Source organism: Flavobacteriales bacterium (assembly GCA_026129465.1).
GTDB lineage: Bacteria > Bacteroidota > Bacteroidia > Flavobacteriales_F > PHOS-HE28 > PHOS-HE28.
Genome location: JAHCIA010000001.1, coordinates 1,666,510 through 1,691,179, shown reverse-complemented (window position 1 = coordinate 1,691,179; position 24,670 = coordinate 1,666,510). Strand labels below are relative to the sequence as shown.

At 63.5% G+C, this 24,670-nt stretch carries 25 protein-coding genes; 11 read left to right on the top strand and 14 right to left on the bottom strand.

Features of this window, described 5'->3' with window-relative positions:
• Positions 1 to 6 precede the first annotated feature (6 nt).
• The 6 genes from KIT10_07215 to KIT10_07190 all read right to left on the bottom strand — a co-directional run bounded on the left by KIT10_07215 (position 7) and on the right by KIT10_07190 (position 5,143).
• Positions 7 to 981 carry a phytanoyl-CoA dioxygenase family protein gene (locus KIT10_07215; protein ID MCW5899044.1) on the bottom strand — a complete coding sequence of 325 codons (975 nt, stop codon included), beginning with the start codon at positions 979 to 981 and terminating at the stop codon, positions 7 to 9.
• Positions 982 to 1,059: 78 nt separating this feature from the next.
• A complete protein-coding gene (locus KIT10_07210; protein MCW5899043.1) occupies positions 1,060 to 1,740 on the bottom strand; it encodes an SCO family protein in 681 nt (226 codons plus the stop codon).
• Between the two features lie 25 nt (positions 1,741 to 1,765).
• Positions 1,766 to 2,473, bottom strand: coding sequence for a DUF2490 domain-containing protein (locus tag KIT10_07205; GenBank protein MCW5899042.1), 708 nt, complete (start codon positions 2,471 to 2,473; stop codon positions 1,766 to 1,768).
• Between the two features lie 2 nt (positions 2,474 to 2,475).
• A complete protein-coding gene (locus KIT10_07200; GenBank protein ID MCW5899041.1) occupies positions 2,476 to 2,874 on the bottom strand; it encodes a hypothetical protein in 399 nt (132 codons plus the stop codon).
• Positions 2,875 to 2,911: 37 nt separating this feature from the next.
• On the bottom strand, positions 2,912 to 4,675 hold the full coding sequence (locus KIT10_07195) for a long-chain fatty acid--CoA ligase (protein ID MCW5899040.1): 1,764 nt from the start codon (positions 4,673 to 4,675) through the stop codon (positions 2,912 to 2,914).
• 36 nt (positions 4,676 to 4,711) lie between these two features.
• On the bottom strand, positions 4,712 to 5,143 hold the full coding sequence (locus tag KIT10_07190) for a hypothetical protein (protein ID MCW5899039.1): 432 nt from the start codon (positions 5,141 to 5,143) through the stop codon (positions 4,712 to 4,714).
• A gap of 137 nt (positions 5,144 to 5,280) precedes the next feature.
• Between KIT10_07190 and KIT10_07185 the strand changes: the two genes are divergently transcribed.
• Positions 5,281 to 5,634 carry a hypothetical protein gene (locus KIT10_07185; protein MCW5899038.1) on the top strand — a complete coding sequence of 118 codons (354 nt, stop codon included), beginning with the start codon at positions 5,281 to 5,283 and terminating at the stop codon, positions 5,632 to 5,634.
• 72 nt (positions 5,635 to 5,706) lie between these two features.
• Here KIT10_07185 and KIT10_07180 read toward each other — a convergent pair whose 3' ends face one another.
• Genes KIT10_07180 through KIT10_07170 form a run of 3 tightly spaced genes read right to left on the bottom strand, consistent with a single transcriptional unit; the run spans position 5,707 to position 8,524 of the window.
• A complete protein-coding gene (locus tag KIT10_07180; protein MCW5899037.1) occupies positions 5,707 to 7,116 on the bottom strand; it encodes an amidohydrolase family protein in 1,410 nt (469 codons plus the stop codon).
• Positions 7,117 to 7,172: 56 nt separating this feature from the next.
• A complete protein-coding gene (locus tag KIT10_07175; GenBank protein ID MCW5899036.1) occupies positions 7,173 to 7,799 on the bottom strand; it encodes a hypothetical protein in 627 nt (208 codons plus the stop codon).
• Between the two features lie 44 nt (positions 7,800 to 7,843).
• Positions 7,844 to 8,524 carry a DUF4918 family protein gene (locus tag KIT10_07170; protein ID MCW5899035.1) on the bottom strand — a complete coding sequence of 227 codons (681 nt, stop codon included), beginning with the start codon at positions 8,522 to 8,524 and terminating at the stop codon, positions 7,844 to 7,846.
• Between the two features lie 67 nt (positions 8,525 to 8,591).
• Here KIT10_07170 and KIT10_07165 point away from each other — a divergent pair, with 67 nt between their 5' ends.
• From KIT10_07165 to KIT10_07145, 5 genes are all read left to right on the top strand, one after another.
• Positions 8,592 to 9,401: a formate/nitrite transporter family protein gene (locus KIT10_07165; protein ID MCW5899034.1), complete on the top strand. Its 810-nt coding sequence runs from the start codon at positions 8,592 to 8,594 to the stop codon at positions 9,399 to 9,401.
• Between the two features lie 7 nt (positions 9,402 to 9,408).
• A complete protein-coding gene (locus KIT10_07160; protein ID MCW5899033.1) occupies positions 9,409 to 10,977 on the top strand; it encodes a glycerol-3-phosphate dehydrogenase/oxidase in 1,569 nt (522 codons plus the stop codon).
• 226 nt (positions 10,978 to 11,203) lie between these two features.
• Entirely contained in the window at positions 11,204 to 12,697 is a 1,494-nt protein-coding gene (gene glpK, locus KIT10_07155) for a glycerol kinase GlpK (GenBank protein MCW5899032.1), read from the top strand.
• A gap of 158 nt (positions 12,698 to 12,855) precedes the next feature.
• Positions 12,856 to 13,587 (top strand): aquaporin family protein, encoded by a 732-nt coding sequence (locus tag KIT10_07150; protein ID MCW5899031.1) that lies wholly within the window; start codon positions 12,856 to 12,858, stop codon positions 13,585 to 13,587.
• Between the two features lie 197 nt (positions 13,588 to 13,784).
• Positions 13,785 to 14,633, top strand: coding sequence for a ChaN family lipoprotein (locus KIT10_07145; GenBank protein ID MCW5899030.1), 849 nt, complete (start codon positions 13,785 to 13,787; stop codon positions 14,631 to 14,633).
• 3 nt (positions 14,634 to 14,636) lie between these two features.
• Here KIT10_07145 and KIT10_07140 read toward each other — a convergent pair whose 3' ends face one another.
• Positions 14,637 to 15,503: a hypothetical protein gene (locus KIT10_07140; protein MCW5899029.1), complete on the bottom strand. Its 867-nt coding sequence runs from the start codon at positions 15,501 to 15,503 to the stop codon at positions 14,637 to 14,639.
• A gap of 146 nt (positions 15,504 to 15,649) precedes the next feature.
• On the opposite strand from KIT10_07140, the gene KIT10_07135 reads away from it, so the two are divergent.
• The 3 genes from KIT10_07135 to KIT10_07125 all read left to right on the top strand — a co-directional run bounded on the left by KIT10_07135 (position 15,650) and on the right by KIT10_07125 (position 18,730).
• Positions 15,650 to 16,330, top strand: a complete 681-nt coding sequence (locus KIT10_07135; GenBank protein MCW5899028.1) for a phosphoadenylyl-sulfate reductase — start codon at positions 15,650 to 15,652, stop codon at positions 16,328 to 16,330.
• Positions 16,327 to 17,244, top strand: a complete 918-nt coding sequence (locus KIT10_07130; GenBank protein MCW5899027.1) for an SDR family oxidoreductase — start codon at positions 16,327 to 16,329, stop codon at positions 17,242 to 17,244. The genes KIT10_07135 and KIT10_07130 overlap by 4 nt, the downstream gene beginning before the upstream one ends.
• Before the next feature lie 112 nt (positions 17,245 to 17,356).
• Positions 17,357 to 18,730: a tryptophanase gene (locus tag KIT10_07125; protein ID MCW5899026.1), complete on the top strand. Its 1,374-nt coding sequence runs from the start codon at positions 17,357 to 17,359 to the stop codon at positions 18,728 to 18,730.
• A 62-nt stretch (positions 18,731 to 18,792) separates the two neighbouring features.
• Here KIT10_07125 and ric read toward each other — a convergent pair whose 3' ends face one another.
• From ric to KIT10_07105, 4 genes are all read right to left on the bottom strand, one after another.
• Entirely contained in the window at positions 18,793 to 19,530 is a 738-nt protein-coding gene (gene ric / locus KIT10_07120) for an iron-sulfur cluster repair di-iron protein (protein MCW5899025.1), read from the bottom strand.
• A 99-nt stretch (positions 19,531 to 19,629) separates the two neighbouring features.
• On the bottom strand, positions 19,630 to 20,319 hold the full coding sequence (locus tag KIT10_07115) for a Crp/Fnr family transcriptional regulator (protein ID MCW5899024.1): 690 nt from the start codon (positions 20,317 to 20,319) through the stop codon (positions 19,630 to 19,632).
• Positions 20,320 to 20,340: 21 nt separating this feature from the next.
• Positions 20,341 to 20,781 (bottom strand): Rrf2 family transcriptional regulator, encoded by a 441-nt coding sequence (locus KIT10_07110; GenBank protein MCW5899023.1) that lies wholly within the window; start codon positions 20,779 to 20,781, stop codon positions 20,341 to 20,343.
• A gap of 40 nt (positions 20,782 to 20,821) precedes the next feature.
• Positions 20,822 to 22,051: a hypothetical protein gene (locus KIT10_07105; GenBank protein MCW5899022.1), complete on the bottom strand. Its 1,230-nt coding sequence runs from the start codon at positions 22,049 to 22,051 to the stop codon at positions 20,822 to 20,824.
• A gap of 120 nt (positions 22,052 to 22,171) precedes the next feature.
• Between KIT10_07105 and KIT10_07100 the strand changes: the two genes are divergently transcribed.
• Together KIT10_07100 and nosZ are read left to right on the top strand one after the other, a co-directional pair.
• Positions 22,172 to 22,630 carry a cytochrome c gene (locus KIT10_07100; protein ID MCW5899021.1) on the top strand — a complete coding sequence of 153 codons (459 nt, stop codon included), beginning with the start codon at positions 22,172 to 22,174 and terminating at the stop codon, positions 22,628 to 22,630.
• A gap of 30 nt (positions 22,631 to 22,660) precedes the next feature.
• On the top strand, positions 22,661 to 24,652 hold the full coding sequence (gene nosZ / locus KIT10_07095; GenBank protein ID MCW5899020.1) for a Sec-dependent nitrous-oxide reductase: 1,992 nt from the start codon (positions 22,661 to 22,663) through the stop codon (positions 24,650 to 24,652).
• The last annotated feature ends 18 nt before the right edge of the window (positions 24,653 to 24,670 follow it).

Below are 24,670 nucleotides of genomic sequence, written 5' to 3'. Positions count from 1 at the left end.
CGCCCCTCAGTGGTCCTCCTCCATCATCGCCGCCCGCTGTGTCAGCTCGTGATAGCACAGTACATCATCCGCGAAGCAGTGGATGACCATGCTCTTGCGGGAGGCATTGGGTGTGCTCATTTTCTTGCCGCCGTGCAGAAGGTTGGCATGCCAGAAGAGCACATCACCGGGTTGGGCGTGCAGTTCCTTGGCGGGGAAGCCGCCCTCGCGGATGGTGCGCGCAACGGCCTCTTCATAGCGGGCGTAGGCGTCGTCGCCGATGGTGAAGCGGTCGCCACCGTGGTCGTATTTGTCGTTGAGCAGGTAGGGCAGCTTGTGGCTGCCAGGGTGGTAGATCAGCGGGCCGTTGTCGGCGGTGATGGGTTCCAGCGCTATCCACGCGGCGATCATGTAGCCCAGCGGGTAGGTGGTCATGTGGATGCTGTCGCTGTGCGCGGCCTGCTCGCTGCCGGTGAGGAAGTTGATGCTCTGGAAAACCTTGATCCTCTTCCCGAGCAGGAAGTCCATCAGGTCCAGGATGCGCCGGTCATGCACGGCCTTGCGCAGCAGTTCGCTGTGGTGGAAGGCGAACATGATCTTGCGGCCGGTGAAGTTGAAGTCCACCACCTGGTCGCGGATCAGGCGGTCCACCTCGGCGTTGACGGCGGCCACTTCGTCCACGCTGAAGAGGCCGCGCACCACGAGGTAGCCGTTCTCCGGCCATTGCAGAATGGCCTCTCGCACAGCGGGATCGAATTTTCCCAGTCCGGGATGCTGCGGCAGGCGGGCCACACCCTCAGGCGTGTCCAGCCAGGGTCGCTCGCCGGGGTCCTGGGGCAGCATGCCGCTGTTGATCGGCAGCAGCACGCTGCGGTGGATGCCGTATTTGCGGTACATGCGCCGCGTGTGCCGGAGCTTCTTCAGATTGAAGAGGTTCATCAGTACGTAGCTCGCCTTCAGCTTGCGGAACTTGCCATAGTAGCGGTCCAGGAGTTTGCGCATGGCTTCAACTATGGCAGGCTGTTGGTGGTTGGTGGTCGCAGGTGATCGAGGGATTGGCGATGGTCTCTTCCAGGATGGTCAAACTCCAATCTCGCCCCGAATCGCATCGGGGCGCTCAACTTCCTTCAGCAACATCCGGATATCCTTGATCAAACGGTCGACGTCCTTCGGGCTTGTGCCATCATAGAAACCACGCAGGCGGCGCTGGGGGTCCACGAGCACGAAATTCTCGGTGTGCACGAAATCCTGCATACCACCGTCGCCTTCGTCCAGGCACGCGAAGTAGCTGCGGCGGGCGAGGGCGTAGATCTGCTTGCGGGGGCCGGTGAGGAAGCGCCAGCGTTCGTGGTCGGCGCCGTGGAGGTCGGCGTAGGCCTTGAGCACGGGCACGGAATCCAATTCGGGCGTGACCGAATGGGAGAGGAGGATCAGGCGGTCCTCGTGCTTGTAGGTCTCCTGCACGCGGGCCATCTCGGCGGTCATCTTCGGACAGATGGTGGGGCAGGTGGTGAAGAAGAAATCGGCCAGGATGATGCGATCGCCCACCTCGTCCAGGGTCACCGTGCGGCCCAATTGGTCGGTGAGCTTGAAATCCATGATGTGGTGCTCACCGCGCTGTTTGCGCGTGTCGCGGTCCACCAGGCGGGGATCGAGCTGGCTGGGATGGTAGATGGGCAGTTCGCCGGACGGCCGCAGGATGAGCCACCCCGCGACGACCGCCGCTAGGAAGATGGCCAGGAAGAGAACGATGCGGGTCATGGTCGCGGATACGCCGCGAAGTTCGTCAGAGCCGCCGCAGATCCACCACGTAGTCGATGGAATACATGATGCGGTTCATGGGCCAGGCCACGCGCGCGTCGCGGTCGTGGATGATGGACGGGCTGAAGGTGTGGCCTTTCCAGGGGGAGAAGGAGGTGCCCAGGCTGTAGCGCGTGCCGATATGGTTCCAGCCCTGTGGCTGATCGGTGCGGGTGAAGAACTCCAAGGAGAATTCAGGATCCAGCTTCCACTTGCGGATGTCGTATTCGACGCTGAACCGGTTGCGGATGATGTTGCGCGTGCGGCCGCGGTCCAGGAAGACCCATTGCTGGATGAAGCGGTAGCCCAGGTCGAACCGTTCAACAGCGGTGCCTGCGCGGCCCACCAGCAGCAGGCGTTGGCGGTTGGGGAGGTAGGCGCCACGGTCCGCGTAGCGGTATTCGATGTTGGCGTTGAAGTGCTTGTTGAAGCGGTAGCGCAGGGCCAGGTCCGTGTAGATCTGTCGGCCGGCGAAGAAGTTGTCCGCCGAGCGGTAGCCCAGTTCGCCGGACATGCGGAGCTTCTTGTAGTGGTCGCCCAGGGGCTTCTTCAGGAATTTGGGCAGGGTGCTGCGTATCTGGGCACTTAGCCAGAGCTCGTCGGAGAAGCCGGGGCGCAGGCGCTCCTGGGCCGCGGCGAACAGCGGCAGCAGGGCCATGCAGGCGGCCACCAGGCGTATCTGCCCGCTGCGCATCCTCAGAAGTTCTGCACGTTCAGCACGCCCACGTCCACCGCATCCTTGCGGCTGCCGATGCTGGCGCGTGCGTAAACGCCGTAGGTGCAGCCGTTGAATTGGCCACACTCGGAGATGGTGTAGATCGTGTAGTCGCCCTTGCGCAGCCAGGGGAAGCGGAAACCGCCGTCCGGGCCGGTGCGCACGTCATCGTCGTGGTATTGTCCGTCGCCATAGATGATGTACACGCGGTGGTCGGCCAGGGCATAGGGCTGGCCCACGGGCTGCTGCGTGCTCATGCTGTAGCGTTGTTCGATCACCCGCCCGCGGATCTCGCCTCTTCCGCCCTCGCCGGGTTCTTTGCTGCATCCGGCGGACAAGACCACCGCCATGGCCATCCAGGCCGTCACCATTATCCTCATGTTGCTTGCAGGTTGATCCCGGGTAAAAGTAAGGGTATCAACCTTCCCGGTAGATGGCCTCCACCTCGGCGGCGTATTTGGCCAGGATGGGTTTGCGGCGCAACTTCAAGGTGGGCGTGAGTTCGCCGGTGTCGATGGCGAACTCCTTGGGCAGCAGGGCTATCTTCTTCACCTGCTCCCACTGGCCCAGTCCCTCGTTGGCGGCCTCCACCTCCTTGAAGATGCGGTCGATGACCCGCTGGTCCCGGATGGCCTGTTCGCGGCTCTCGAAGGGGATCTCCTTCCGCGCGCACCAGTCCTTCAGGAACACGAACTCGGGCACGATGAGGGCGGCGGGGAAGTGGCGGTTCTCTCCGATGACCATGACCTGCTCGATGAAGCGCGAGGCTTTGAGCTTGTTCTCCATCACCTGGGGGGCCACGTACTTCCCGCCGCTGGTCTTGAAGATCTCTTTCTTGCGATCGGTGATGCGCAGGAAACCCTCGGCGGTGATCTCACCGATGTCGCCCGTGTGCAGCCAGCCGTCCTCGTCGAGCGTCTGGCGCGTCATCTCTTCATCCTTGTAATAGCCCACCATGATGTTGGGTCCCTTGGCCAGGATCTCGCCGTCCTCGGCGATCCTCACCTGCACGCCGGGTATGGGGCGGCCCACCGAGCCGAAGCGCAGGCCATCGTTGTCCATTTCGTTCACGCTGATCACCGGGCTTGATTCCGTAAGGCCGTAGCCTTCCATCACCGGGATGCCGGCGGCGTTGAAGACCCTTGCAAGGCGCGGTTGCAGCGCGGCGCTGCCACTGGCCACCACGCGGCACTTGCCGCCCAGGGCCGCCTGCCACTTGCTGAAGATGAGTTTGCGGGCCAGCGCCAACTGGAGGTCGTACCAGGGACTCCGGCCGTGCACCTCATAGCGGTGGCCCAGGTCCAGGGCCCAGAAGAACAGGCTGCGCTTGATGCCGGTGAGCGCGTCGCCCTTGGCCACGATCTTGTCGTAGATCTTCTCCAGCAGGCGCGGCACGGCGGTGAAGACATCGGGCTCCACTTCGCGGATGCGGTCGCCCAGGTCATCCAGCGTTTCCTGGAAGTGGATGCTCACGCCGGCGTACATGTAGAGGTACATGAGCATCCGTTCGTAGATGTGGGAGAGGGGCAGGAAGCTGATGCAGCGCGCCTGGCTGTCCACCGGGAAACGTGTGGCACTGGCCACCACATTGCTCAGGATGTTGTCGTGGGTGAGCATCACGCCCTTGGGACGGCCGGTGGTGCCGCTGGTGTAGATGATGGTGGCCAGGTCGGCGTTCCGCACCTGCTCCTTGTAGCGCTGCAGGGTGGGGCGGTCGGATGCTTCGGCCAGGGCGGGCACTTCGGACCAATGGCGGGCCCCCTCCACCCGATCGAAAGTGAAGAGGTGGCCCAACCCGGGGCATTGCGGGTGGGCGGCCGCGGCCTTGGCGTGGATCTCCGCGTTCGCGCTGAAGATGACCTTGCTTTCCGAGTGTTGCAGCACATAGGCGTAGTCCTCGGCGCTGCTGGTTGGGTAAATGGGGATGCCGATGGCGCCGATGCGCAGCACGGCCTGGTCCACCAGGCACCACTCGCTGCGGTTGCCACTGGCGATGGCCACTTTGTCACCAGGCGCCACGCCCAGCTTCATCAAGCCCAAGGCGATGCGCTCGGCGGTATCGATCAGTTCCTGTGTGGAATACCCTCTCCAAGCACCACCCTCCTTGGTGGCGATGGCGATGTCCTTGGGGAAATGGGCGAGCTGGTACTCGGGGATGTCATGCAGGCGCTTCGGTTCCATGGCCCCAAGATAGCCGGGGAGCCGATCACCGCGCCCCTATTCCAGGGTGGCGTCGAAGCTCACGGTGATGACCCGCACGTCGATGCCGCGTTTCATGGTGTACTTCTCCGTGACCCGGGTGGTGCGCTCCTGCTCGCCATAGAAGACCTTCTGTACGGTGCGGCGGTCCTCCTTGCCGTCCATGTTCAGGCGCAGCTCGAAGGTGACGTACACGGCGCTTTCCTTCACACTGCTGCGGTTGCTGCTGTGGGTGCGGATGCGGGCCTGTGTGCGAACGCGGATGCCGTCGCGGTCGAAGAGCGTCACCCGGTCGTCACCCTCGGCGCCGCGCACCTGGGCCACGGCGTCCTGTCCGGTGAGGACGTTGCCTTTCTCGGTGACGGTTACATTGGTGATGCGCAGTTGCGTCTGGGCCTGCAGGGCGGAGGCGGCGAAGGCCAGGATGAGGAAGAGGGCGGAACGTTCCATGGGGTTTGGCATTTACTTTGACCAGCGGCCCGCCAAGTTACGTGCCGCTTTCGGCCCACATCCAAACACAAAACAGACCAACCACCATGACCGTCAACCTACGCTCCCTGCTGCTGGGCGCCTCCCTGCCCCTGGCCATGTTCCTCGGCTACAGCTTCCGCCCACAGCCGCCTGCCCCACAAGCCTACACCTATCGTCAGTTCAGCACCATCGAAAGCGTCGTGCCCGGTGGCGTCGGCCGCTCGCGTGTCATCATCAGCGACCAGGGCGACCAGGAGGTGGGCAAGGACCTGCTGAACTTCTACAGCATGGTGGGCATCAACTTCAAGAACATCGCCAACAACGACCGTGTCATCGTGGAGACCATCAACGGTTACGTCAACGATGGCTGGGAACTGCACACGGTGGTCACCGGTGTGAACAGCGCCGCTGAAGGCAAGGGCGGCACGGGCATCTTCATCACCCGCTACCTGTTCCGCAAGCCGATCTGATCGGCCTCCGTCTTCCGTGCCAACGCCCCGGTCCGAAAGGCCGGGGCGTTCCTTTGAGATGGTGGATGCCGATCAAAGGCCGTTCTTCACGATGCGGCCATCCTTGATGATCAGCACCAGGTTCTTTGCCGGGTCGCTCAGGATGGAGATGTCCGCCAGCGGGTCGCCGTCCACCAGCAGCAGGTCGGCCAGGGCGCCATTTTCCACCACACCGAGCTTGCCTGCATAGGGGCTGCGTTCGCCGCTGAGGGCGAGGAGTTCCGCGTTCACGCTGGTGGCCATGCGCAGCACCTCGGCCGGGGTATACCAGCGCGTCATCAGCGTCAGCTTCTCGTTCTGCCGCTTGGCGTTCGCCGCGCTGAACAGGATGTCCGTACCCCAGGCGGTCTTGATGCCATGCTTTTTCGCCAATGCATAGGCCTGGTCCGTGCCTGCATACATCTTCTGCTGCTTGATGCGGTTGGGCGTGCCTTCCGCAAAGGGTGAACGGCCATCCTCCACGAAAGGCTGCAAGCTCCACCAGATCCCTTTCTGCGCCATGGTTCGTGCGGTGGCCTCGTCCAGCATCTGGCCATGGTCGATGCACTTCACACCCGCCTCAATGGATTGTTGCACCGCCCGGGGCGTATAGGCATGCACGGTGACATAGGTTCCCCAGTTCTCGGCGGCTTCCACCGCGGCGCGGATCTCCTCCACGGTATACTGCGTCACGTCGATCGGATCGTACACCGAGGAAACGCCTCCACCGGCCATGAGCTTGAGCTGTGAGGCGCCGAGCATGAGTTGTTCCCGGGCGCGCTTGCGCACCGAGGCGGGATCGTCGGCGATGGCCGCAGCGTTGACTTTTTCGCCGTAGGAGAAGTCATCCGGCTTGGCGGGGATCTCGTTGGGCAGTCGGAAATCGCCGTGCCCGCCGCTTTGGGAGATGAACGCGCCACTGGGCCAAATGCGCGGTCCTTCCACGATGCCCATGTCGATGGCCTTCTTCAGTCCGAAGATGGGGCCACCCAGATCGCGCACACTGGTGAATCCACGCATGAGCATTTCGTTCGCCGCCTTGCCCGCAGCGAGGTTCACGAAGCCGATGTCGCTGGTGAGGATGGCCACCTGCGGCAGGGTGGAGAACATGATGTGGGTGTGCGCATCGATGAGGCCCGGCATCAGGGTGCGTCCACCTCCGTCGATCACCAGTGCACCTTCCGCGTCGATGGCCTCCGAACTGATGCGCGCGATGGTGTTGCCCACGATGAGCACGTTGCTCGCTGCGGAGAGGGTGCTGCTCACGCCGTTGAAGATGCGGACGTTGGTGATGAGCGTGGAAGGGGCCGGTGCTGGGGCGGCCGGGGACTCTTCCTCCCCGGCATCGTGCGAATGGCCGTGGTCGTGCACCAGGGTCGGGGACTCCTTGGTCCGCTCCGGCTGGGCGCAGGCGAACAAGGCCAGGGACATCAGGGCGGCCAGAGAGAGCTTCAAATTGTGCATGCTGAGGGTATGGGATGTGCGTTGGGTGGAGGTGCCCGAATGTAGCGGAGGGCGTTTCAAGGCCGTTGGACGTCTTTGCCCCCGAATGCGATCGCCAACCCGCCCGTGAAGCCGAACTGGTAGATGGTGCTGTAGGTCTGCACGCCGCCACCGGTGCCGCCCGTGCCGATGTACAGGCCGCCGCCCACCGCCTCGATGGGGCTGTGCAGTTGGGCTCCGATGCGCAGACCGATGCGGTCCGTGGCATTGATGAGCACCCCTCCGCGCAGGCCCCAGGCCGCATACGCGCGCGACACGGTCTCGCCCTCGAACAGGGCCATACCCAGGCTCACCCCGCCGAAGCCCTTCACCTTCTCCGAGAAAGGGGCATAGCGCAAGCCACCAGCCATGATGTAGTTCACCATCACCTGCTCGGCATACCGGAAGGACCCGCTGCGCAGCCGCCCTTCGGTGGGCATGCCCAGGTAGTACAACTCCATGCCGTAGTCCGGGTTCACCAGGTATTCCAGCCCGCCGCCGAACACCGGGGCCTCCACGATGGCGGCCTCCACGGCGCCCTGTGTGGTGTAGATGGGGAAACGGTCGCGAAACACGTAGCCGCCATTGAGGTTGATGCGGAGGGATTGGGCGTTCAAGGAGCCGGCCAGGGCAAGAACGGCAAGGCACACGACAGGGGTTCTCAAGGTCGCATGGGTTGGTCGTACAAGGATCGGACAGGTGAAAAAGTTCACGCCCCTTCCAACGCCGTCAGATACTTGCCGATGTACACCTCCATGCTCCGCGCCTTGTACTGCATCACATAGCGGGGGTGCTCCAGCGCGATGATCTTGTCGAACAAGCCCAGCCGGTCGTTCAGCTTGGTGAAGTAGGCCGCGTTCTTCCCGGTGCCGATGCAGAGCACGGTGTCCGTCCGCATGCCGCACTTCACAAGTGTGCGCAGCCACTGTTCCACGAAGGGTGTCACCGCTTTCTCCAGCGCCTTGTCGTCGTAATAGTTCAGGTTCAGGCCATCGCGCACGAAACCCAGGGGACACACGGCGTGCACGTAGACCTGGCTGTAGAACGCTTCGGGTCCACCTGCCGCGCGGATCATCCGGTAGAAGAAGTCGCTGCTGGGCTCGTGGGTGCGCAGGCCGTTCACTGGGATGTCCAAGTCGCTTTCGCAGCGTTTCGTGTCGGTGAAGGAGAGGCCTGTGCTGCCCGCGCCCAGGCGGCCGGGGTTGATGCCGAGCATCAGGGTGCGTGGCCTGTCATCGCTGTAGTACTTGCGGTGGAAGGCGGTGACGATGCGGCCGACCTCTTCGGCATGCTCGCCATTGAAGGGGTCGAGGACGCCGATGCCCTTGGGGAGTTTGGTGTCCTTGAGGGAGAAGGAGAGGACATGTTCGAGGAGTCGGTCGGCGAGCATGGGTCGGAAAGATCGGGGTCGGCGATCAACGGACGATCGATACGCGTGCGATCTTGTGGCCGCGACCATGGAGCAGCCACCCCTTTTCGGATCGGACGCCTTTTCGCCGCGTGAGATCGCCGAACGTGTACAGCGTGTGGGTGTCACAAAGGCGCGACTATCACTTGCACCCTTGGCCGTGCTGGGTTTTCTCGCCGGCGCCTTCATCGGGTTCGGCGCGCTTTTCTACAACATCGTGGCGGCCGACATCGAACTCGGCTTCGCGGCCACACGCCTGCTCGGTGGTCTGGTCTTCTGCCTGGGGCTGCTGCTGGTGGTGGTTGCCGGTGCCGAACTGTTCACCGGCAACAACCTGCTGGTGATGGCCTGGGCCGATCGTGCCATCACCACGGGAGAACTGTTGCGCAACTGGACGGTGGTGCTGTTGTCCAACTTCGTGGGTGCGGCCGGTCTCGCGGCACTGGTACACTTTTCCGGTCATGCCGCCATGGCCGATGGCGCGGTGGGGGAGAGCTACGTGCGCATCGCTGCGGCCAAGTGCGACCTGCCATTCGGTACCGCCTTCTTCAGTGGCATTCTCTGCAACGCCCTGGTGTGCCTCGCCGTGTGGATGACCTACGCCGGGCGCACCGTGGTGGACAAGGCCTTGGCCATCGTGTTCCCCATCACCGCCTTCGTGGCGGCCGGCTTCGAACACAGCGTGGCCAACATGTACCTCATCCCCATGGGCCTCCTGCTCGATTCGGGTGGCAGCGTCACCGTGCAGGGCATGTTCACCAACCTGTTGCCGGTGATCCTGGGCAACATCGTGGGTGGCGGCGGTTTCGTGGCGCTGGTGTACCACCTGGTGTACCGGCGAGGCATGGGCGTGAAGTAGCACTGCCATGGACCGACCCGCTCAACTCAGAACCTTGCGCGATGCAGAAGGTCCCTGGGACATCCTCGTCATCGGTGGTGGTGCCAGCGGCCTTGGTGTGGCCGTGGATGCCGCCGCACGCGGCCTGCGCACGGTGTTGTTGGAAGCGCATGACTTCGCCAAGGGAACCAGCAGCCGCAGCACCAAGCTGGTGCATGGTGGTGTGCGGTATCTGGCGCAGGGGCATGTCGGCTTGGTGCGCGAGGCGCTGCGCGAGCGCGGCCGCCTGCTGCGCAACGCCCCCCACCTATGCCACGACCAAGCCTTCGTGATCCCCTGCTACCGCTGGTGGGAGGCCGCGTGGTACCGCATCGGCCTGGGCCTGTACGACCTGCTGGCGGGCAAGCTCAGCCTGGGCCGGACACGGATGCTGAACAAGGCGGAAACACTTCAGCACCTGCCAGGCATCACCTCGGAAGGACTGCGCGGCGGCATCCTTTACCACGATGGCCAGTTCGATGATGCACGCCTCGCCGTGGCACTGGCCCGCACCGCTGTGGAGCACGGCGCCTGTGTGCTCAACCATGCGCGGGTGGTGCAACTGCTGAAGGATGATGAAGGCAAGGTGATCGGCGCGGTGATGGAGGATGCGCTCGATGGCAAGCGCCACACCATTCTCGCCAAGGTGGTGGTGAACTGCACGGGTGTATTCACCAACGCGGTGCTGGCGATGGACAGCTCCGATACGCGCGACCACATCGTTCCCAGCCAGGGCATCCACCTGGTGCTGGACCGTTCGTTCATGCCCGGCGATGCCGCGCTGATGATCCCGCGCACCCCCGATGGCCGTGTGCTCTTCGCCATCCCCTGGCAGGACAAGCTGGTGGTGGGCACCACGGACATCCCCGTGGCCGGGGTGAGCGAGGAGCCGAAGCCCTTGCCAGAGGAGATCGCCTTCGTGTTGGAGACCGTGGGCCGGTACCTCGTTCGCCCACCCTTGCGGTCCGATGTGCTCAGCATGTACGCCGGTCTCCGCCCCCTGGCCAAACAGCGCGAAGGCCAGCGCACATCGGAGATCTCGCGCGGGCATCGGGTGCTGGTCTCGGACAGCGGGTTGGTTTCGCTCATCGGTGGCAAGTGGACCACCTACCGCAGCATGGCCGAGGATGTGCTCGACCAGGCGATGGCACGCTTCGGGTTGAAGGCCGGGCCATGCAATACTGCGCAGCTGCCCATCCATGGCAAGCCCGCAGGGGCCGTGGATGCCAAGGGGCATCTTGCGATCTACGGAAGCGATGCGGCCTTTATCCGTTCGATGATGCAAGCAGATCCATCGTTGTCCGAACGTTTGCATCCAACCTTCCCTTACACGCTGGCAGAGGTGGTCTATGCCGTTCGCTTCGAGATGGCCAGTACGTTGGAGGATGTTCTGGCGCGTCGTGTGAGGTTGCTCTTCCTTGATGCACGAGCGGCCAGTGATTCCGCACCTAAGGTGGCGCTGTTGATGGCCCATGAGCTTGGCGAGGATGAAGCGTGGGTCGCGGAGCAGCTTGCCACCTTTGCTGCGCTCGCCGCGGGCTATCGGATGAACGCTTGACGCCTCCTGCATGACGCCTTGGGAAATGCTTGGGGCCGCAGATGGCGCAGATAGCACAGATGGGATCCTCATTTGATACAGCTGTTTGCCCGGTACATCAGTGCATTCATCTGCGTCATCTGCGCCATCTGCGGCTGCAATTCGACCGCGCCGCCAGGCGCCTCTCTTGTATCCGGGGCTGAACGTTCATTTGGGTTCCCATCCTTTCCCCATCTTCATCCCTCCCATGCCAGGCCCCTACATCCTCGCTCTCGACCAAGGCACCACCTCCTCCCGCGCCATCCTCTTCGATCGCGCCGGCAGCATCGTGGATGTGGTGCAACGCGACTTCCCGCAGCATTTTCCCAAGCCCGGCCAGGTGGAACATGATCCGAAGGAGATCTGGTCCTCGCAGGTTTCCGTGGCCGCCGAGGTGCTGGCCAAACGCGGACTGGGTGGTGCGGACATCGCCGCCATCGGCATCACCAACCAGCGCGAGACCACCGTGGTATGGGACCGCGCCACGGGAGAACCCGTGTACAACGCCATCGTGTGGCAGGACCGCCGCACCGCCGGGTTCTGCGATGAACTGAAGGCCGCAGGCCATGCCGGCCTGATCCGCGCGAAGACCGGCCTGGTGCTCGACGCCTACTTCAGCGGCACCAAGGTGAGGTGGATCCTGGACCATGTGCCCGGCGCCCGCGATCGCGCCGAACGCGGCGAACTTTGCTTCGGCACGGTGGACAGCTGGCTGGTGTGGAAACTCACCCGAGGGGAGCTGCACGTTACCGACACCAGCAACGCCAGCCGCACGCTGCTCTTCAACATCCAATCCCTGCAGTGGGACGATGAGCTGCTCGCGCTCTTCGACGTGCCGCGCGTCATGCTACCCGAAGTGCGCCCCAGCAGCGAGCTATATGGCCACACCGACCCCGAACGCTTCGGCGCCGCCATCCCCATCGCGGGCATCGCAGGCGACCAGCAGGCGGCGCTTTTCGGACAGTTGTGCACACGCCCCGGCATGGTGAAGAATACCTACGGCACCGGCTGCTTCCTGCTGATGAACACCGGCGACAAGCCCGTCGCCTCGCGGCACCAACTGCTCACCACCGTGGGCTGGACCATCGGGGGGCACACCACCTTCGCGTTGGAAGGCAGCGTGTTCGTGGGCGGTGCGGCCGTGCAGTGGCTGCGCGATGGATTGAAGATGATCGATGCCTCACCCGACATCAACACGTTGGCCGCCACCGTCCCGGACAGCGATGGCGTGGTCTTCGTGCCCGCCCTCACCGGACTGGGCGCACCCTACTGGGATCCACATGCCCGGGGCGCCATCCTCGGCATCACGCGTGGCACCACCGATGCGCACATCGCACGCGCCACGCTCGAAGGCATCGCATTCCAGGTGCATGACATCGTGCGGGCCATGGAGGCCGATGCGGACACACCCTGCACCGAGCTTCGCGTGGACGGGGGCGCCTCCGCCAGCGATCTGTTGCTGCGGATCCAGGCCGACCTGCTGCGCTCGCGCATCGTGCGCCCGGCATCCATCGAGACCACCGCGCTGGGTGCCGCCTACCTCGCGGGACTTGCTGTGGGCTATTGGCCCAGCATCGAGGCCCTTCAGGAGCAATGGACCGCCGACCGCAGCTTTGAACCAGCTGCCGATGAGGTAACTACTGAACAGCAGATCCAACGCTGGCAACGTGCGGTGAATGGGGTGCGGAAATGGGATCAGTGAACGTAAATGCAAGTAGACGGTGTCCGATGACGGCTGTCCGATGTCCAATGCAAATGCCCGATGGACGAGGGCATTTGCATTGGACATAAGACATCGGACAGCAGTGATCACCAAGCAGCGAAAAATGTCAGTCCCCAACGAAAGCGTTCCAGCCAGCAATGACCCCCTTCACCGCTGAACTTCTCGGCACCATGCTGCTGATACTGCTGGGCAACGGCGTGGTGGCCAACACCCTGTTGGAAGGCACCAAAGGCCATGCATCGGGCTGGATCGTGATCACCACCGGATGGGCCATGGCCGTGTTCGTGGGCGTGGTGGTGGCGGGGCCGTTCAGTGGCGCGCACCTCAACCCGGCGGTAACCGTGGCACTGGCGATCACCGGCAAATTCGCGTGGGAGGCTGTGCCCGGCTATGTGCTGGCGCAGATGATCGGTGCCATGCTCGGCGCCTTCCTCGTGTGGCTCACGCACAAGGACCACTTCGCGGCCACACGCAACGAGGCCTCCAAGCTGGCCTGCTTCGCCACCGGCCCGGCCATCCGCAAGCCGCTCAGCAACCTGATCAGTGAGTCTGTGGGCACCTTCGTACTGGTGTTCACCGTGCTGTTCCTGGTGGGGCCTACGCTGGATCTGGGCGATGAACGGGAGGTCGCCATCGGACTCGGTTCCATCGGTGCGCTGCCTGTGGCGCTTCTCGTCTGGGTGATCGGTCTGTCGCTGGGTGGCACCACGGGCTATGCGATCAATCCCGCGCGCGACCTGGGCCCACGCATCATGCACACCGTGATGCGCATCGGCGGGTTGAGCGACTGGGGTTATGCGTGGGTGCCAGTAGTGGGCCCGTTGCTGGGTGCGGCCGTTGCGGCATGGCTGTACCTGTGGCTGCGGTGATCCGCTGATGCGGTCCTTTCAAGCTGTGAGCTTGCGCTCACCGCAGCTAACCATGAGGCCGCAGATGACGCAGATCTCGCAGATGGCTGTAGAGCCAGGCCTCGGACAGGTCGGCGCTTATTGGAATTCATCTGCGGCATCTGCGCCATCTGCGGCTGCGCTTTCTGCATTCCATCCCATCTCCGCACCTTCGCACCATGCGAAGCATCATCCTGCCATTCCTGTTCCTCTGCGGTGCCGTGCAGGCCCAGTCAGATCCCGTGGCCTACAGCCTCTTCACCGGCCAAGGCAAACCAGCCAAGCACAAGGCGTTCATGAAGGCGCTCGGTGGGGCGGATGTGATCCTTTTCGGCGAGCAGCACAACAGCGCCATCGCACATTGGCTGCAACTGGTGGTGGCGCGCGAGCTGGCCGCCAAGGGTCCGCTCACCATGGGTGCCGAGATGATCGAGGCCGATGACCAGGCCACGCTGGACCGCTACCTGCGTGGAGAGATCGACCAGGCCGCCTTCGACACACTTGCCCGCCTGTGGAATAACCACAGCGACTATGCCCCAATGGTGGATCTGGCCAAGGACAAGGGTCTGCGGTTCGTCGCCACCAACGTGCCACGCCGTTACGCGTCCATGGTGTACAAGGGCGGTTTCGCTGCGCTGGATACACTGCCTGAGAACGAGAAGCAGTGGATCGCCCCCCTGCCAATCGCTTACGATCCCGAGCTGCCTGGCTACAAGGCGATGCTGGACATGGGCCACGGTCACACGAGTCCCACCATGCCCATGGCGCAGGCGCTGAAGGATGCCACCATGGCGCACTTCATCCTGGAGAATTTCAAACCCGGTACACGCTTCCTGCACTTCAACGGCACCTACCACTCGGACAACTACGAGGGCATCGGCTGGTACTTGAAGCGCGCGCGACCGGAGCTGCGCATCGTGACGATCGCCACCACCACACAGGCTGATGCGCGCAAGCTTGAAGCGGAGCACAAGGGCAAGGCGGACTTCATCCTGGTGGTGGATGAGGCGGTGCCGGGCACGTATTGACCGTTAGCGGCGCTCGAACACCAGCAGGTTGGGACGGCCGTCCTTGCCCTCATTGCTGATCACCATCTGCCCGGAAGGCATGAAAGTGATGCCTTCAGGCTTGGGAAAGAGCTTGGGGGGCAGTTGTTCCAGAGCGACCAGTGCACCCTGGCGGTCCAATACCAGCAGGGTCCTGTCCACAGCGGAAAGCAGGTAGTAGCGGTCGGTGATCGGATCCACGGCCACGGAGGAGAAACGCAGTTTCAGCGCGTTGACGCTTCGGCCCTCTTTCGTGGTGCGCCGGGGCACCTGCATGCCTTTGCTTTCGGCCTGGGCCGTGATGTCCGCAAGGGATAGCGAGAGCACGGGCTCCGGCAGCAGGCGCCGCGTCACCGGGTCGAACGCATGGATCAACCGCTGGTCGCGTTGGTGCGCATCCCCTTTCAGGAAGTCTTTCGGGGAGATCAGGACCAGCCCCCTGCGTTCATCGAAGCCCAGGCCTTCCAGGTCACGATCGGGCAGTGGAAGGCGCATGGAGTCCTGGACCACCGCAACCCCTTCCAAGAGCGAAAGGCGGTACATCAAACCATCGCTGCGCAAGGCGAAATACTCCTGGCCCACGCGGGTAAGCCCTTCCATGTCACCGGCCGGTCCGAAAGGGATGCGCCGGACGATCTTGCCGGTGCGCAGGTCGATCAAGTAGATCATGGCCATTTCATCCTGCACACAGGCCACCGTGTGTTCATCCACATCGGTGAGGGCGCTGATCTCCTGCAACTCGGCCGGCAGGATGTGTGTGCGTGACGGTTTCGCCAGGTCGAAGGGGCTGTGGAGGACCACCGACACAACGCAGGCCAGGGTGCTTGCGACCTTCCATAGCGGGAGTACCATGGCGCAAAGGTCGTGAGCGAGTGCGACCGCTTGACGTGTTGGTGGTGCGCTTCCTGGTCTCAAGCCGTGAATGCCATCCCATGTGGATCGCCTCTCCCTGCCGTCCGTCAGGTGTCGTTCAAGGTCACATTGGCCACCTTTGCCCCATGCCCACCTTCGACGCTTTCCGCGATCGTGTCCATGCCTTCCAAGCCGAAGGCAAGACCCTCTTCGCCAGCACCAGCTTCCAAGGGCATAGCGTGCCCATGCTGCACATGCTGTCGCGGATCGATGCGCGCATTCCGGTGTACTACGTGGATACCGGTTATCTCTTCCCGGACACGCTTCGCTTCCGCGATGTGCTGAAAGAGCGGCTCGGTTTGCAGTTCATCGGCTTGCGGCCCGCCGTGCCCAAGAGCCAGCAGCGCGATGCCAGCGGTGCGCTGATGTACACCTGGGATCCCGACCGCTGCTGCCACCTGAACAAGGTGCAGCCCCTTGAGCGGGTGCTCGCGGAGTTCGATGTGTGGATCAACGGTGTGCGGGCCGACCAGAGCGCCGCGCGTCGCGCCATGCAGGTGGAGCAGCCCGCCGGCTTCGGCTGCCTGCGCTACCACCCCATGCTGGATTGGAACGCCCGCATGGTGTACGAATACCGCAAGGCGCACGACCTGCCCGAGCACCCGTTGGAGGCCGAGGGCTATGGCAGCATCGGCTGCGAGCCCTGCACACGCAAGCTGATGGACGGCTACGATGAGCGGACCAGCCGATGGTTCGGACTGAACAAGACGGAGTGCGGGTTGAACACGGAGTTGCTGAAGGACGGCGCAACGCAAGCTGACCCATGAAGATCGCGATCACCGGCGGGGCCGGATACATCGGTGCGGAACTCGTGGCCGCACTTTCCACGGATGAGCGCATCACCGAGCTGGTGGTGTATGATGACCTGAGCCGGGGGCACCACGGGCTCTTCATGGGGCCGCGTTTGGGCAAGGTACCCGTGCGTATCGTGCAGGGCGACATCCTGGATTCGCGCAAACTGCGGAAGGAACTGGCGGGCATGGACCGCGTGTTCCATCTGGCGGCCAAGGTCACCACGCCCTTCGCGGAGGCGGGCCACCACCACTTCGAGCAGGTTAACCACTGGGGCACGGCCGAGGTGGTCTACACCATAGAGGACGTGGCGCCCGATGCCCACGTGGTGTACCTGAGCAGCACGGCGGTCTATGGTTCCGGCGAGGCGGCGGCCAGCTATGGCTCACGGCCTGCTCCGAGATCAGCCTACGGCAACAGCAAGCGGCGTGGCGAAACGCACATGGAACGCCTCATGCACAGCCGTCCGGTGACGATACTGCGCCTGGGCAACGTGTACGGGCCGGGACGCAGTGTGCGCTTCGATGCCGTCATCAACCGCTTTCTCTTCGAGGCCCACCACAAGGGGCGCATCTCCATCAGCGGCAGTGGTCATCAGCAGCGGCCCTTCATCCACATTGATGGTGTCATCGGTACGCTCGGTGCCTTGGTCCATGGTGCACCGCTTTCGGGCACCTTCGACCTGGTGGAGCACGACCTCTCCGTACTGGACCTGGTGGAGGCGCTGCGATCGCTCTATCCCCAGCTGGAGTTCCTCTTCGTGGACCAGCACCTGGAGTTGCTCAGCCTGAAGGTGCCGCGTGATGCACGGCTGCAAGGCATCCAGCCACAACGCCCAGGAGGTTTGGTGAAGGAACTGGAGGGGATGCGCGCGCGGTTCGCTTGGTGAAGGATCACCATCCCAGGTGCGTGTTTCCACTTCCTATCCAGCCGGTTCGACTGATGGGGGTCATCCGGTGGTGTTGCAAGAGCGGACATATTTGTCCCGAATAGCAATGCCCATGCAGCACCGCACCATCATCGAACCCTTTCGCATCAAGACCGTGGAACCCATCGGCCTCAGTTCCGAAGCGGAGCGCTTGGACCATCTGAAGGAGGCCCACTGCAATCCCTTCCTGCTGCGCTCGCGCGATGTGATCATCGACCTGATGACCGACAGCGGTACCAGCGCCATGAGCGCGCACCAGTGGGCCGGCATGATGGAAGGCGATGAGGCCTATGCGGGCAGTCGAAGTTGGGAGCGCATGCTGGCCGAGGTGCGTGACCTCACCGGCATGGAGCATGTGCTGCCCACCCACCAGGGCCGTGCCGCCGAGCGCATCCTCTACGGCCACCTGGGCGGTCCCGGCAAGGTCTTCATCAGCAACACGCACTTCGATACCACGCGTGCCAACATCGAGTTCACAGGTGCCACCGCCATCGACATCCCCATCGCCGAGGGACGGGACCCGTCCTTGCAGCACCCCTTCAAGGGCAATATGGACGTGGCCGCGCTTGACCATCTGCTCAAGGAGCACCAGGGGAATGTTGGAGCAGTGATCCTCACCGTCACCAACAACAGCGGTGGCGGCCAGCCGGTGAGCATGGCCAATGCCGAGGGTGTGGCCAGCATCTGCAAGCGTCACGGTGTGCCCTTGGTGCTGGATTGCTGCCGCATCGCGGAGAACAGTTGGTTCATCAAGGACCGTGAGAAGGGCATGGAAAGCCTCACGTACCGTCAGATCGCCCAGCACATGTTCGCCCTTGCGGATGGTGCCATCATGAGCGCCAAGAAGGACGCGCTCGTCAACATGGGCGGTTTCCTCGCCCTCCGCGATGCCACCCTGGCGGAGGCCTGCATCAACCTGCTGATCATCACCGAGGGCTTCACCACCTACGGCGGCCTCAGCGGGCGCGACATGGAGGCCATCACCATTGGCCTGCAGGAGGTGTTCGATCCGCACTACCTCGATTACCGCATCCGCAGCACCACCTTCCTGGGCCGAAAGCTGCACGAATTGGGTGTGCCCCTCATGCGCCCCATCGGTGGCCACGCGGTGTACATCGATGCCAAGGCCCTCTACCCGTACATCCCGCCGCACCAGTATCCCGGCCAGGCGCTCGTGTGCGAACTCTACCGGCTGGGCGGCATCCGCAGCGTGGAGATCGGCTCCGTCATGTTCGGCACCTACCTGCCTGATGGCTCACTGAAGCCTTCATCCATGGAACTGGTTCGCCTCGCCATTCCCCGGCGGGTGTACACCCAGAGCCACATGGAGTACGTGGCCGAGACCTTCGAGGAGGTCATGCGCACGCGGGAGCAAGTGCGTGGTTTCCGCATCGTGAAGGAGCCGAGGTTCCTCCGGCACTTCACGGCGCATTTTGAGAACGTGTAGCTGACATCCATGGGCAGGCGGCTTGCCAATGTGGTCCGTGTGTGCAGGCTTGGGACAACCGTTCAGGCTGCACGCAAAACTTTCTCCAGCGCCATCGCCCGGGGGAACAGGATGTTGTTCTCCAGGTGGATGTGGCGGTGCAGGTCCTGCTCGAACTCCTGCAGCATGGCCATGGCCGTGGCGTAGGTGGTGCAGCCGTCGGGCGGATTGGTGTAGCCATCGCTCAGTTCGGCGATGCGGCGGAAGCGATCACCCTCGGCCGTGTGCTCGTCCTCCATCATGGCGATGGGGTTGTCCACCGCACCGAATCCGGGTGTGGGCGGGGTGGTACCATGCTGCTTCGCCTTCTCCAACTGGTTGATGAAGGGAAAGAGGATGAGCTCCTCCTTCTTCATGTGGGCGGCCATGGCACCGGCGCATTCCTGGAACTCGCGCTGGATGGCGAACAACTCCGGATGGCGGTCACCATGCACCTTGCACAACTTGTCCAGGAACTGGAGCAGGGTGGTGGTGCGGCTCTCCACATAGCGGTGGTGCACGCGTTCGATGTGCTCGATGAGCCGTGCCAGCGGCCAGGTCCGGTGATCCTCGCTGGCGCCGATGTTCCGGTCGACCGCATCCCGGATCTCGCGTTCAAGAGTGGCCTGATCGAGACCCTTGGAGCGGCATACCTCCGCCAGGCTGCGGCCACCCTTGCAGCAGAAGTCGATGCCATGGTGGTTGAATACGGCAGCGGTACGGAAGTCCTCGGCCACGATGGAGCCGATGGTGCGGTCGGGTGTGATGGTGGTGGTGTCCATGATGGTCGCTTTTCTGGATGGATGATGCGCAAAATAACGGACAAAAATATCCTGTAAAAATGACCTTTGACAGTCGCGATGACGCGCAGGGAGCGCCGGTCAGCCGCGCATGAGACTTTCCAGCTTCCCGCGGTCCACGATCCGCAACTCGCGCCCCACGGACTTGATGAGCTTCTTCTTCTGCAGCGCCGATAGCGCACGGATGGTGCTCTCGTAGGTGGTGCCCGCGTAGTCGGCCAGGTCCTGGCGGCTGGGCGTGAACGCGAGCAGGGTCCTGTCGTCCTTGTCGAAGCCGAAGCAACGCAGCGTGGCGAGCAGGGCCTTGACCACCCGTTGTTCAGCGCTCAGGTCCAGCATGGCCCTGGTCTGCTCCTCACTGCGCCGCAACTCTTCGGCGAAGAAGAGCATGAAGTGGAAGCTGAACGCGGCGTTGGCCTCCAGCACTTGCATGAACAATGGCATGGGCAGGGCGTCGACCGTGGTGGGCGTGAGGGCGGTGGCGCTGACCGAGTAGGTGAATCCCGCACCGATCCCGCGATGGCCCAGGACCTGGCCATCGCGCGCGAAACGGAGTATCCGCCTCGCGTCCGGACCGTAGGTGCAGAACACTTTCACCTTGCCCTTGCGCACGATGAAGAGCTGGTCGGCGGGGTCGCCTTCCCGGAAGACATCCTGTCCGGCATCGAAACGCTGGGTGAGGCGATGTCGCTTGATCCGGTCCTGCCAGCTCTTGCCGCAATGCAGCGCGATCATCTCCGCGAGCGTATCCGGCAACGGGATGGGCTCCATGCCGAGAAATTAACCGGGACCTCAGCCCTTGAGGCGGAACGTGCCCACAGCCACACCCAGGCCCATGGTCACATCATGCACCGTGGTGTTCTCCAGCAGCTGGCGCAATCGATCCCGCACGTCCTTGAACCGCTCGTGCAGGGGGCAGGGCTTCTTGTCGTCGCATTGGTGCAGTCCCAGCGCGCAGCCCGTGTACACATCATCGCCATCGATGCTCTTCACGATGGCGGCGAGCTTCAGCTTCTTCGCCCGGGCCTCGGTGAGCGTGAATCCGCCGCCAGGGCCCTTCATGGATCCGATGTGCCCATCGCGCACCAGATGCTGCAGCACTTTGGCGGTGAAGGCTTCCGGGGAGCCGGTCGCCTTCGCGATATCCTTCACCGTGACGCGCTCATCGGCGGCGGTGGCCTGCGCGATGTGGAGCGTGGCGCGGATGGCGTATTCGCAGGCTTTGGAGAACATGTGTCGATGGCGGCGCGCGAAGGTATCGGAAGCCTGACCTTCACTGGGCGACTTGTTCACGTTTCTCCGGCCGGCAGGCTCCGGCCAGCAGACAGGCGATCCCTGATGGCATCAGGGCGGAAGTGATGAACAGGTGCCAGTAGTGGCCGGGGATGAGGCCCTGGCCCGCCCAGAAGAAGGTGCCCTGGACGAAGAGCAACAGTTCGCTGAGCAGCACTCCGGCGATGAACAGGATGAGGCCGATGCGGACCATCGTCCGATGGATGCCGAGCCACTCCTGCGTCAGCGCATAGGCGAGGAGCAGGCTGCTCATGGTGGCCAGGGTGTTCAGATGGATGAAGCCCATCACATAGTGGCGCAGGGTGAAGCCCACCACGGCGATATCGGGCAGTGCCACGGCGGCCTGGACCATCACCTTCAACGCCATGGACACCAGCGCCACCCCGATGAGCACCTTGGTCCATGCCGGGAAGCGGTCGCGGGCGCGCGACTCCAGGCGCCGCAGAATGCGCAAGGTGCGCAAGGCGGCCCAGACCTGCAGCAGCACGCCTATGCTCACGGTGGCGAATACGGCCGGTAGGGGCTCGCTCCAGGCGATGGCCAGCGCATAGGTGAGGATGGCCGAGACCACCCAGAGGGCCAGCGTCAGGCGGTCGAGCCGCAGGTCGATGCCCTGGCGTTCAGCCCAGCGCACGCCCAGCGCCATGGCGGCGAACCACAGCCAGCCGTTGAATTGGAAGTGCAGGAAGAACTGTACGGCCCAGTAGTAGATCTCCTTGCCTTGATGGCCCAGGGCGATGATGGGGCCGATGCCGATCACACCGAGGGTGGACAGCATGAAGAACACCACCGCCCAGCGCACGAGCCTGCCACTGCCCGCTGCCGGCCAGGCGCGGCTGGCGCGCCAGAGGGAACCCGTGATGATGTACGCGAGGACCATGTGCACCGAGGAGGAGCCGATGCTCACTGGTCCGTAGCCCTGCGCCGGAAAGCTGAAGAGCATGACCACCACGGCGGCCTGCAGGCCGAGGAGCAGCGCCCCGGTGGTCCGCGTGAGACCGCGCTTCCCACCATCGTGCAGCAATGCCACCACCACACCGATGAAGAGCCAGCCCAGCATGGCCACGTGCGAATGGCCGTGCAGCCAGGGCCGGAATCGCACGAAGGGGATCTCCCACAGGAACATGCCGCGCAGCAGCACGCCGATCACGGCGGCGGCCAGCAGATCGGCCAGGGCCACCAGGAACCAGAGGCGGAAAGTGGAGGTCATGATGTTCGTCGCTTCACACCGCAAGGAGATGCCATGGATCATCGGCAAAGGTGACCATTGTCATGAAGCGGATATCTTTATCCACTGACTTTTGGCCCGGCCAAAGAACACCCCATCACCATGAAGACACGCAAGATCAAACACATCCTGGCCGCGACGTTCATCCTGACCATGGCCGCCTGTGGCGGTGGCGAAAGCGCCCCGGCCGGTCCGCCGGGCGCATCGGGCGCCGCAGCGGGCGGAGCGGGCAAGAGCACGGCGAAACTTTTCACCGCCGCGGACATCACCATGGGCGACATCGACCAGGGCATGGTGGACAAGGGCCGTGGGATATACGACATGAAGTGCCAGGCCTGCCACAGCCTCGGTGCCAACCGGGTGGTCGGCCCGGGCTTCAAAGGCATCCTGGAGCGCCGCAAACCCGAATGGATCATGAACATGATCCTCAACATCGATGCGATGTTGGAGACCGACGACGAAGCTCAGCGGCTGCTGGAGGAATGCCTCGTGCGCATGCCGAACCAGGGACTGAGCAAGTCCGATGGCCGTGATGTGCTCGAGTACATGCGCACCCTTTGACGAAGAGACACCACCCATACACCAAGCAACATGAACAAGTCCTTCAAGATCACCGGCATCGTCATCGGCTTCTCGGCCATGGCGTTCCTGATGATGAACAGCCCCGGCTGCCGGCCGGGTACCACGCGCACGGCCGTGACGGGCGATGCCGCCTCGCGGGTATACGTCGCGCCAGGAACACATGATGAGTTCTACAATTTCGTGAGCGGCGGCTTCAGTGGCCAGTTGGCCATCTACGGACTCCCCAGCGGGCGTCTGCTCCGCGAGGTCCCCGTGTTCAGCGTGGATCCCGAAAGCGGCTATGGCTTCAGCGAGGAGACGAAGCCCATGCTCACGACCAGCCACGGCTTCATCCCATGGGACGACAGCCACCATCCCGAACTGTCCATGACCAATGCGGTGCCCGATGGGCGCTGGTGCTTCATCAACGGCAACAACACGCCGCGCATCGCGCTGATCGACCTGGGCACCTTCCGCACCCACAGCATGATCGAGATCCCGCACAGCGCGGGCAACCACAGTTCGCCCTTCGCCACCCCGAACACCGAGTACGTGGTGGCCGGCACCCGCTTCAGCGTGCCGGTGGGCAGCGAGGCCGAACGCGATGTGCCCATCAACACCTACAAGGAGAACTTCAAGGGCTCGGTGTCCTTCATCAAGCCCGAACCCGAGACGGGCAAGATGAGCATCGCCTTCCAGATCCTCACCCCGCCGGTGAACTTCGATCTGGCACGTACCGGCAAGGGCGCCAGCGATGGCTGGTTCTTCTTCAGCTGCTACAACACCGAGAAGGCCTACAGCCTGCTGGAGGTGAACGCCAGCCAGCGCGACAAGGACTTCATCATGGCCGTGAACTGGAAGCTCGCCGAACAACTGGCGAAGGAGGGCAAGGGCAAGCGCGCTCCCGGCAAGCACTACAGCAACTGGCTGAACGAGCACACCCACACGGTGGAAAGCACCATCTATGAGGATGTGCTGCAACTCGACTACCGGGAACACCCCGGCCTGCTCTACTTCATGCCCTGCCCCAAGAGCCCGCACGGCTGCGACGTGAACCCCACCGGCGAGTACATCGTGGGCAGCGGCAAGCTGGCCGCCCTGCTGCCGGTGTTCTCCTTCAAGAAGATCCAGGAGGCCATCGCCAGCAAGGACTTCGAGGGCGACTTCGTCGGCATCCCCGTGCTGAAGTACGAGAGCGTGCTGCACGGCGAGGTGAAGAAGCCCGGTCTGGGCCCCCTGCATACCGAGTTCGACGCCAACGGCAACGCCTACACCAGTTTCTTCGTGAGCAGCGAGATCGTGAAGTGGAACGTGGAGAAGCTGGAGGTGCTGGACCGGGTACCCACCTACTACAGCATCGGCCACCTGATGGTGCCCGGCGGCAACAGCGCGAAACCCTGGGGCAAATACGTGGTGGCCTACAACAAGATCACCAAGGACCGCTACCTGCCCACCGGACCGGAACTGACGCAGAGCGCCCAGCTCTACAGCATCGACGGCGACAAGATGGAGCTGCTGCTGGACTTCCCCACCACGGGTGAGCCGCACTACGCACAGGCCGCCCCGGCGGACCTCATCAAGCCGCGCGAGGTGAAGTTCTTCCGCATCGAGGACAACCACCACCCCTGGGTGGCCAAGGGCGAAAAGGAGAGCGGCATCGAGCGCCGCGGCCGCAACGTGCACATCAAGATGACCACCATCCGGTCCCACTTCACGCCGGACAACGTGGAAGGAGTGCAGTTGGGCGACACGGTGTATTTCCACGTGACCAACCTGGAGCAGGATTGGGACGTGCCGCACGGCTTCGCGATCAAGGGGGCGGCCAACGCTGAACTGCTGATCATGCCCGGCGAGACCGCCACGCTGAAATGGGTGCCGACCAAGGTGGGCGTGGTGCCCTTCTACTGCACCGACTTCTGCAGCGCGCTGCACCAGGAGATGCAGGGCTACCTGCGCGTGAGCCCCCGTGGCAGCAGCGTACCTCTGAAGGCCTACACCGTGAGCGTGGACGCCGAGTTGTGATCTTTGAACATGCCTGAC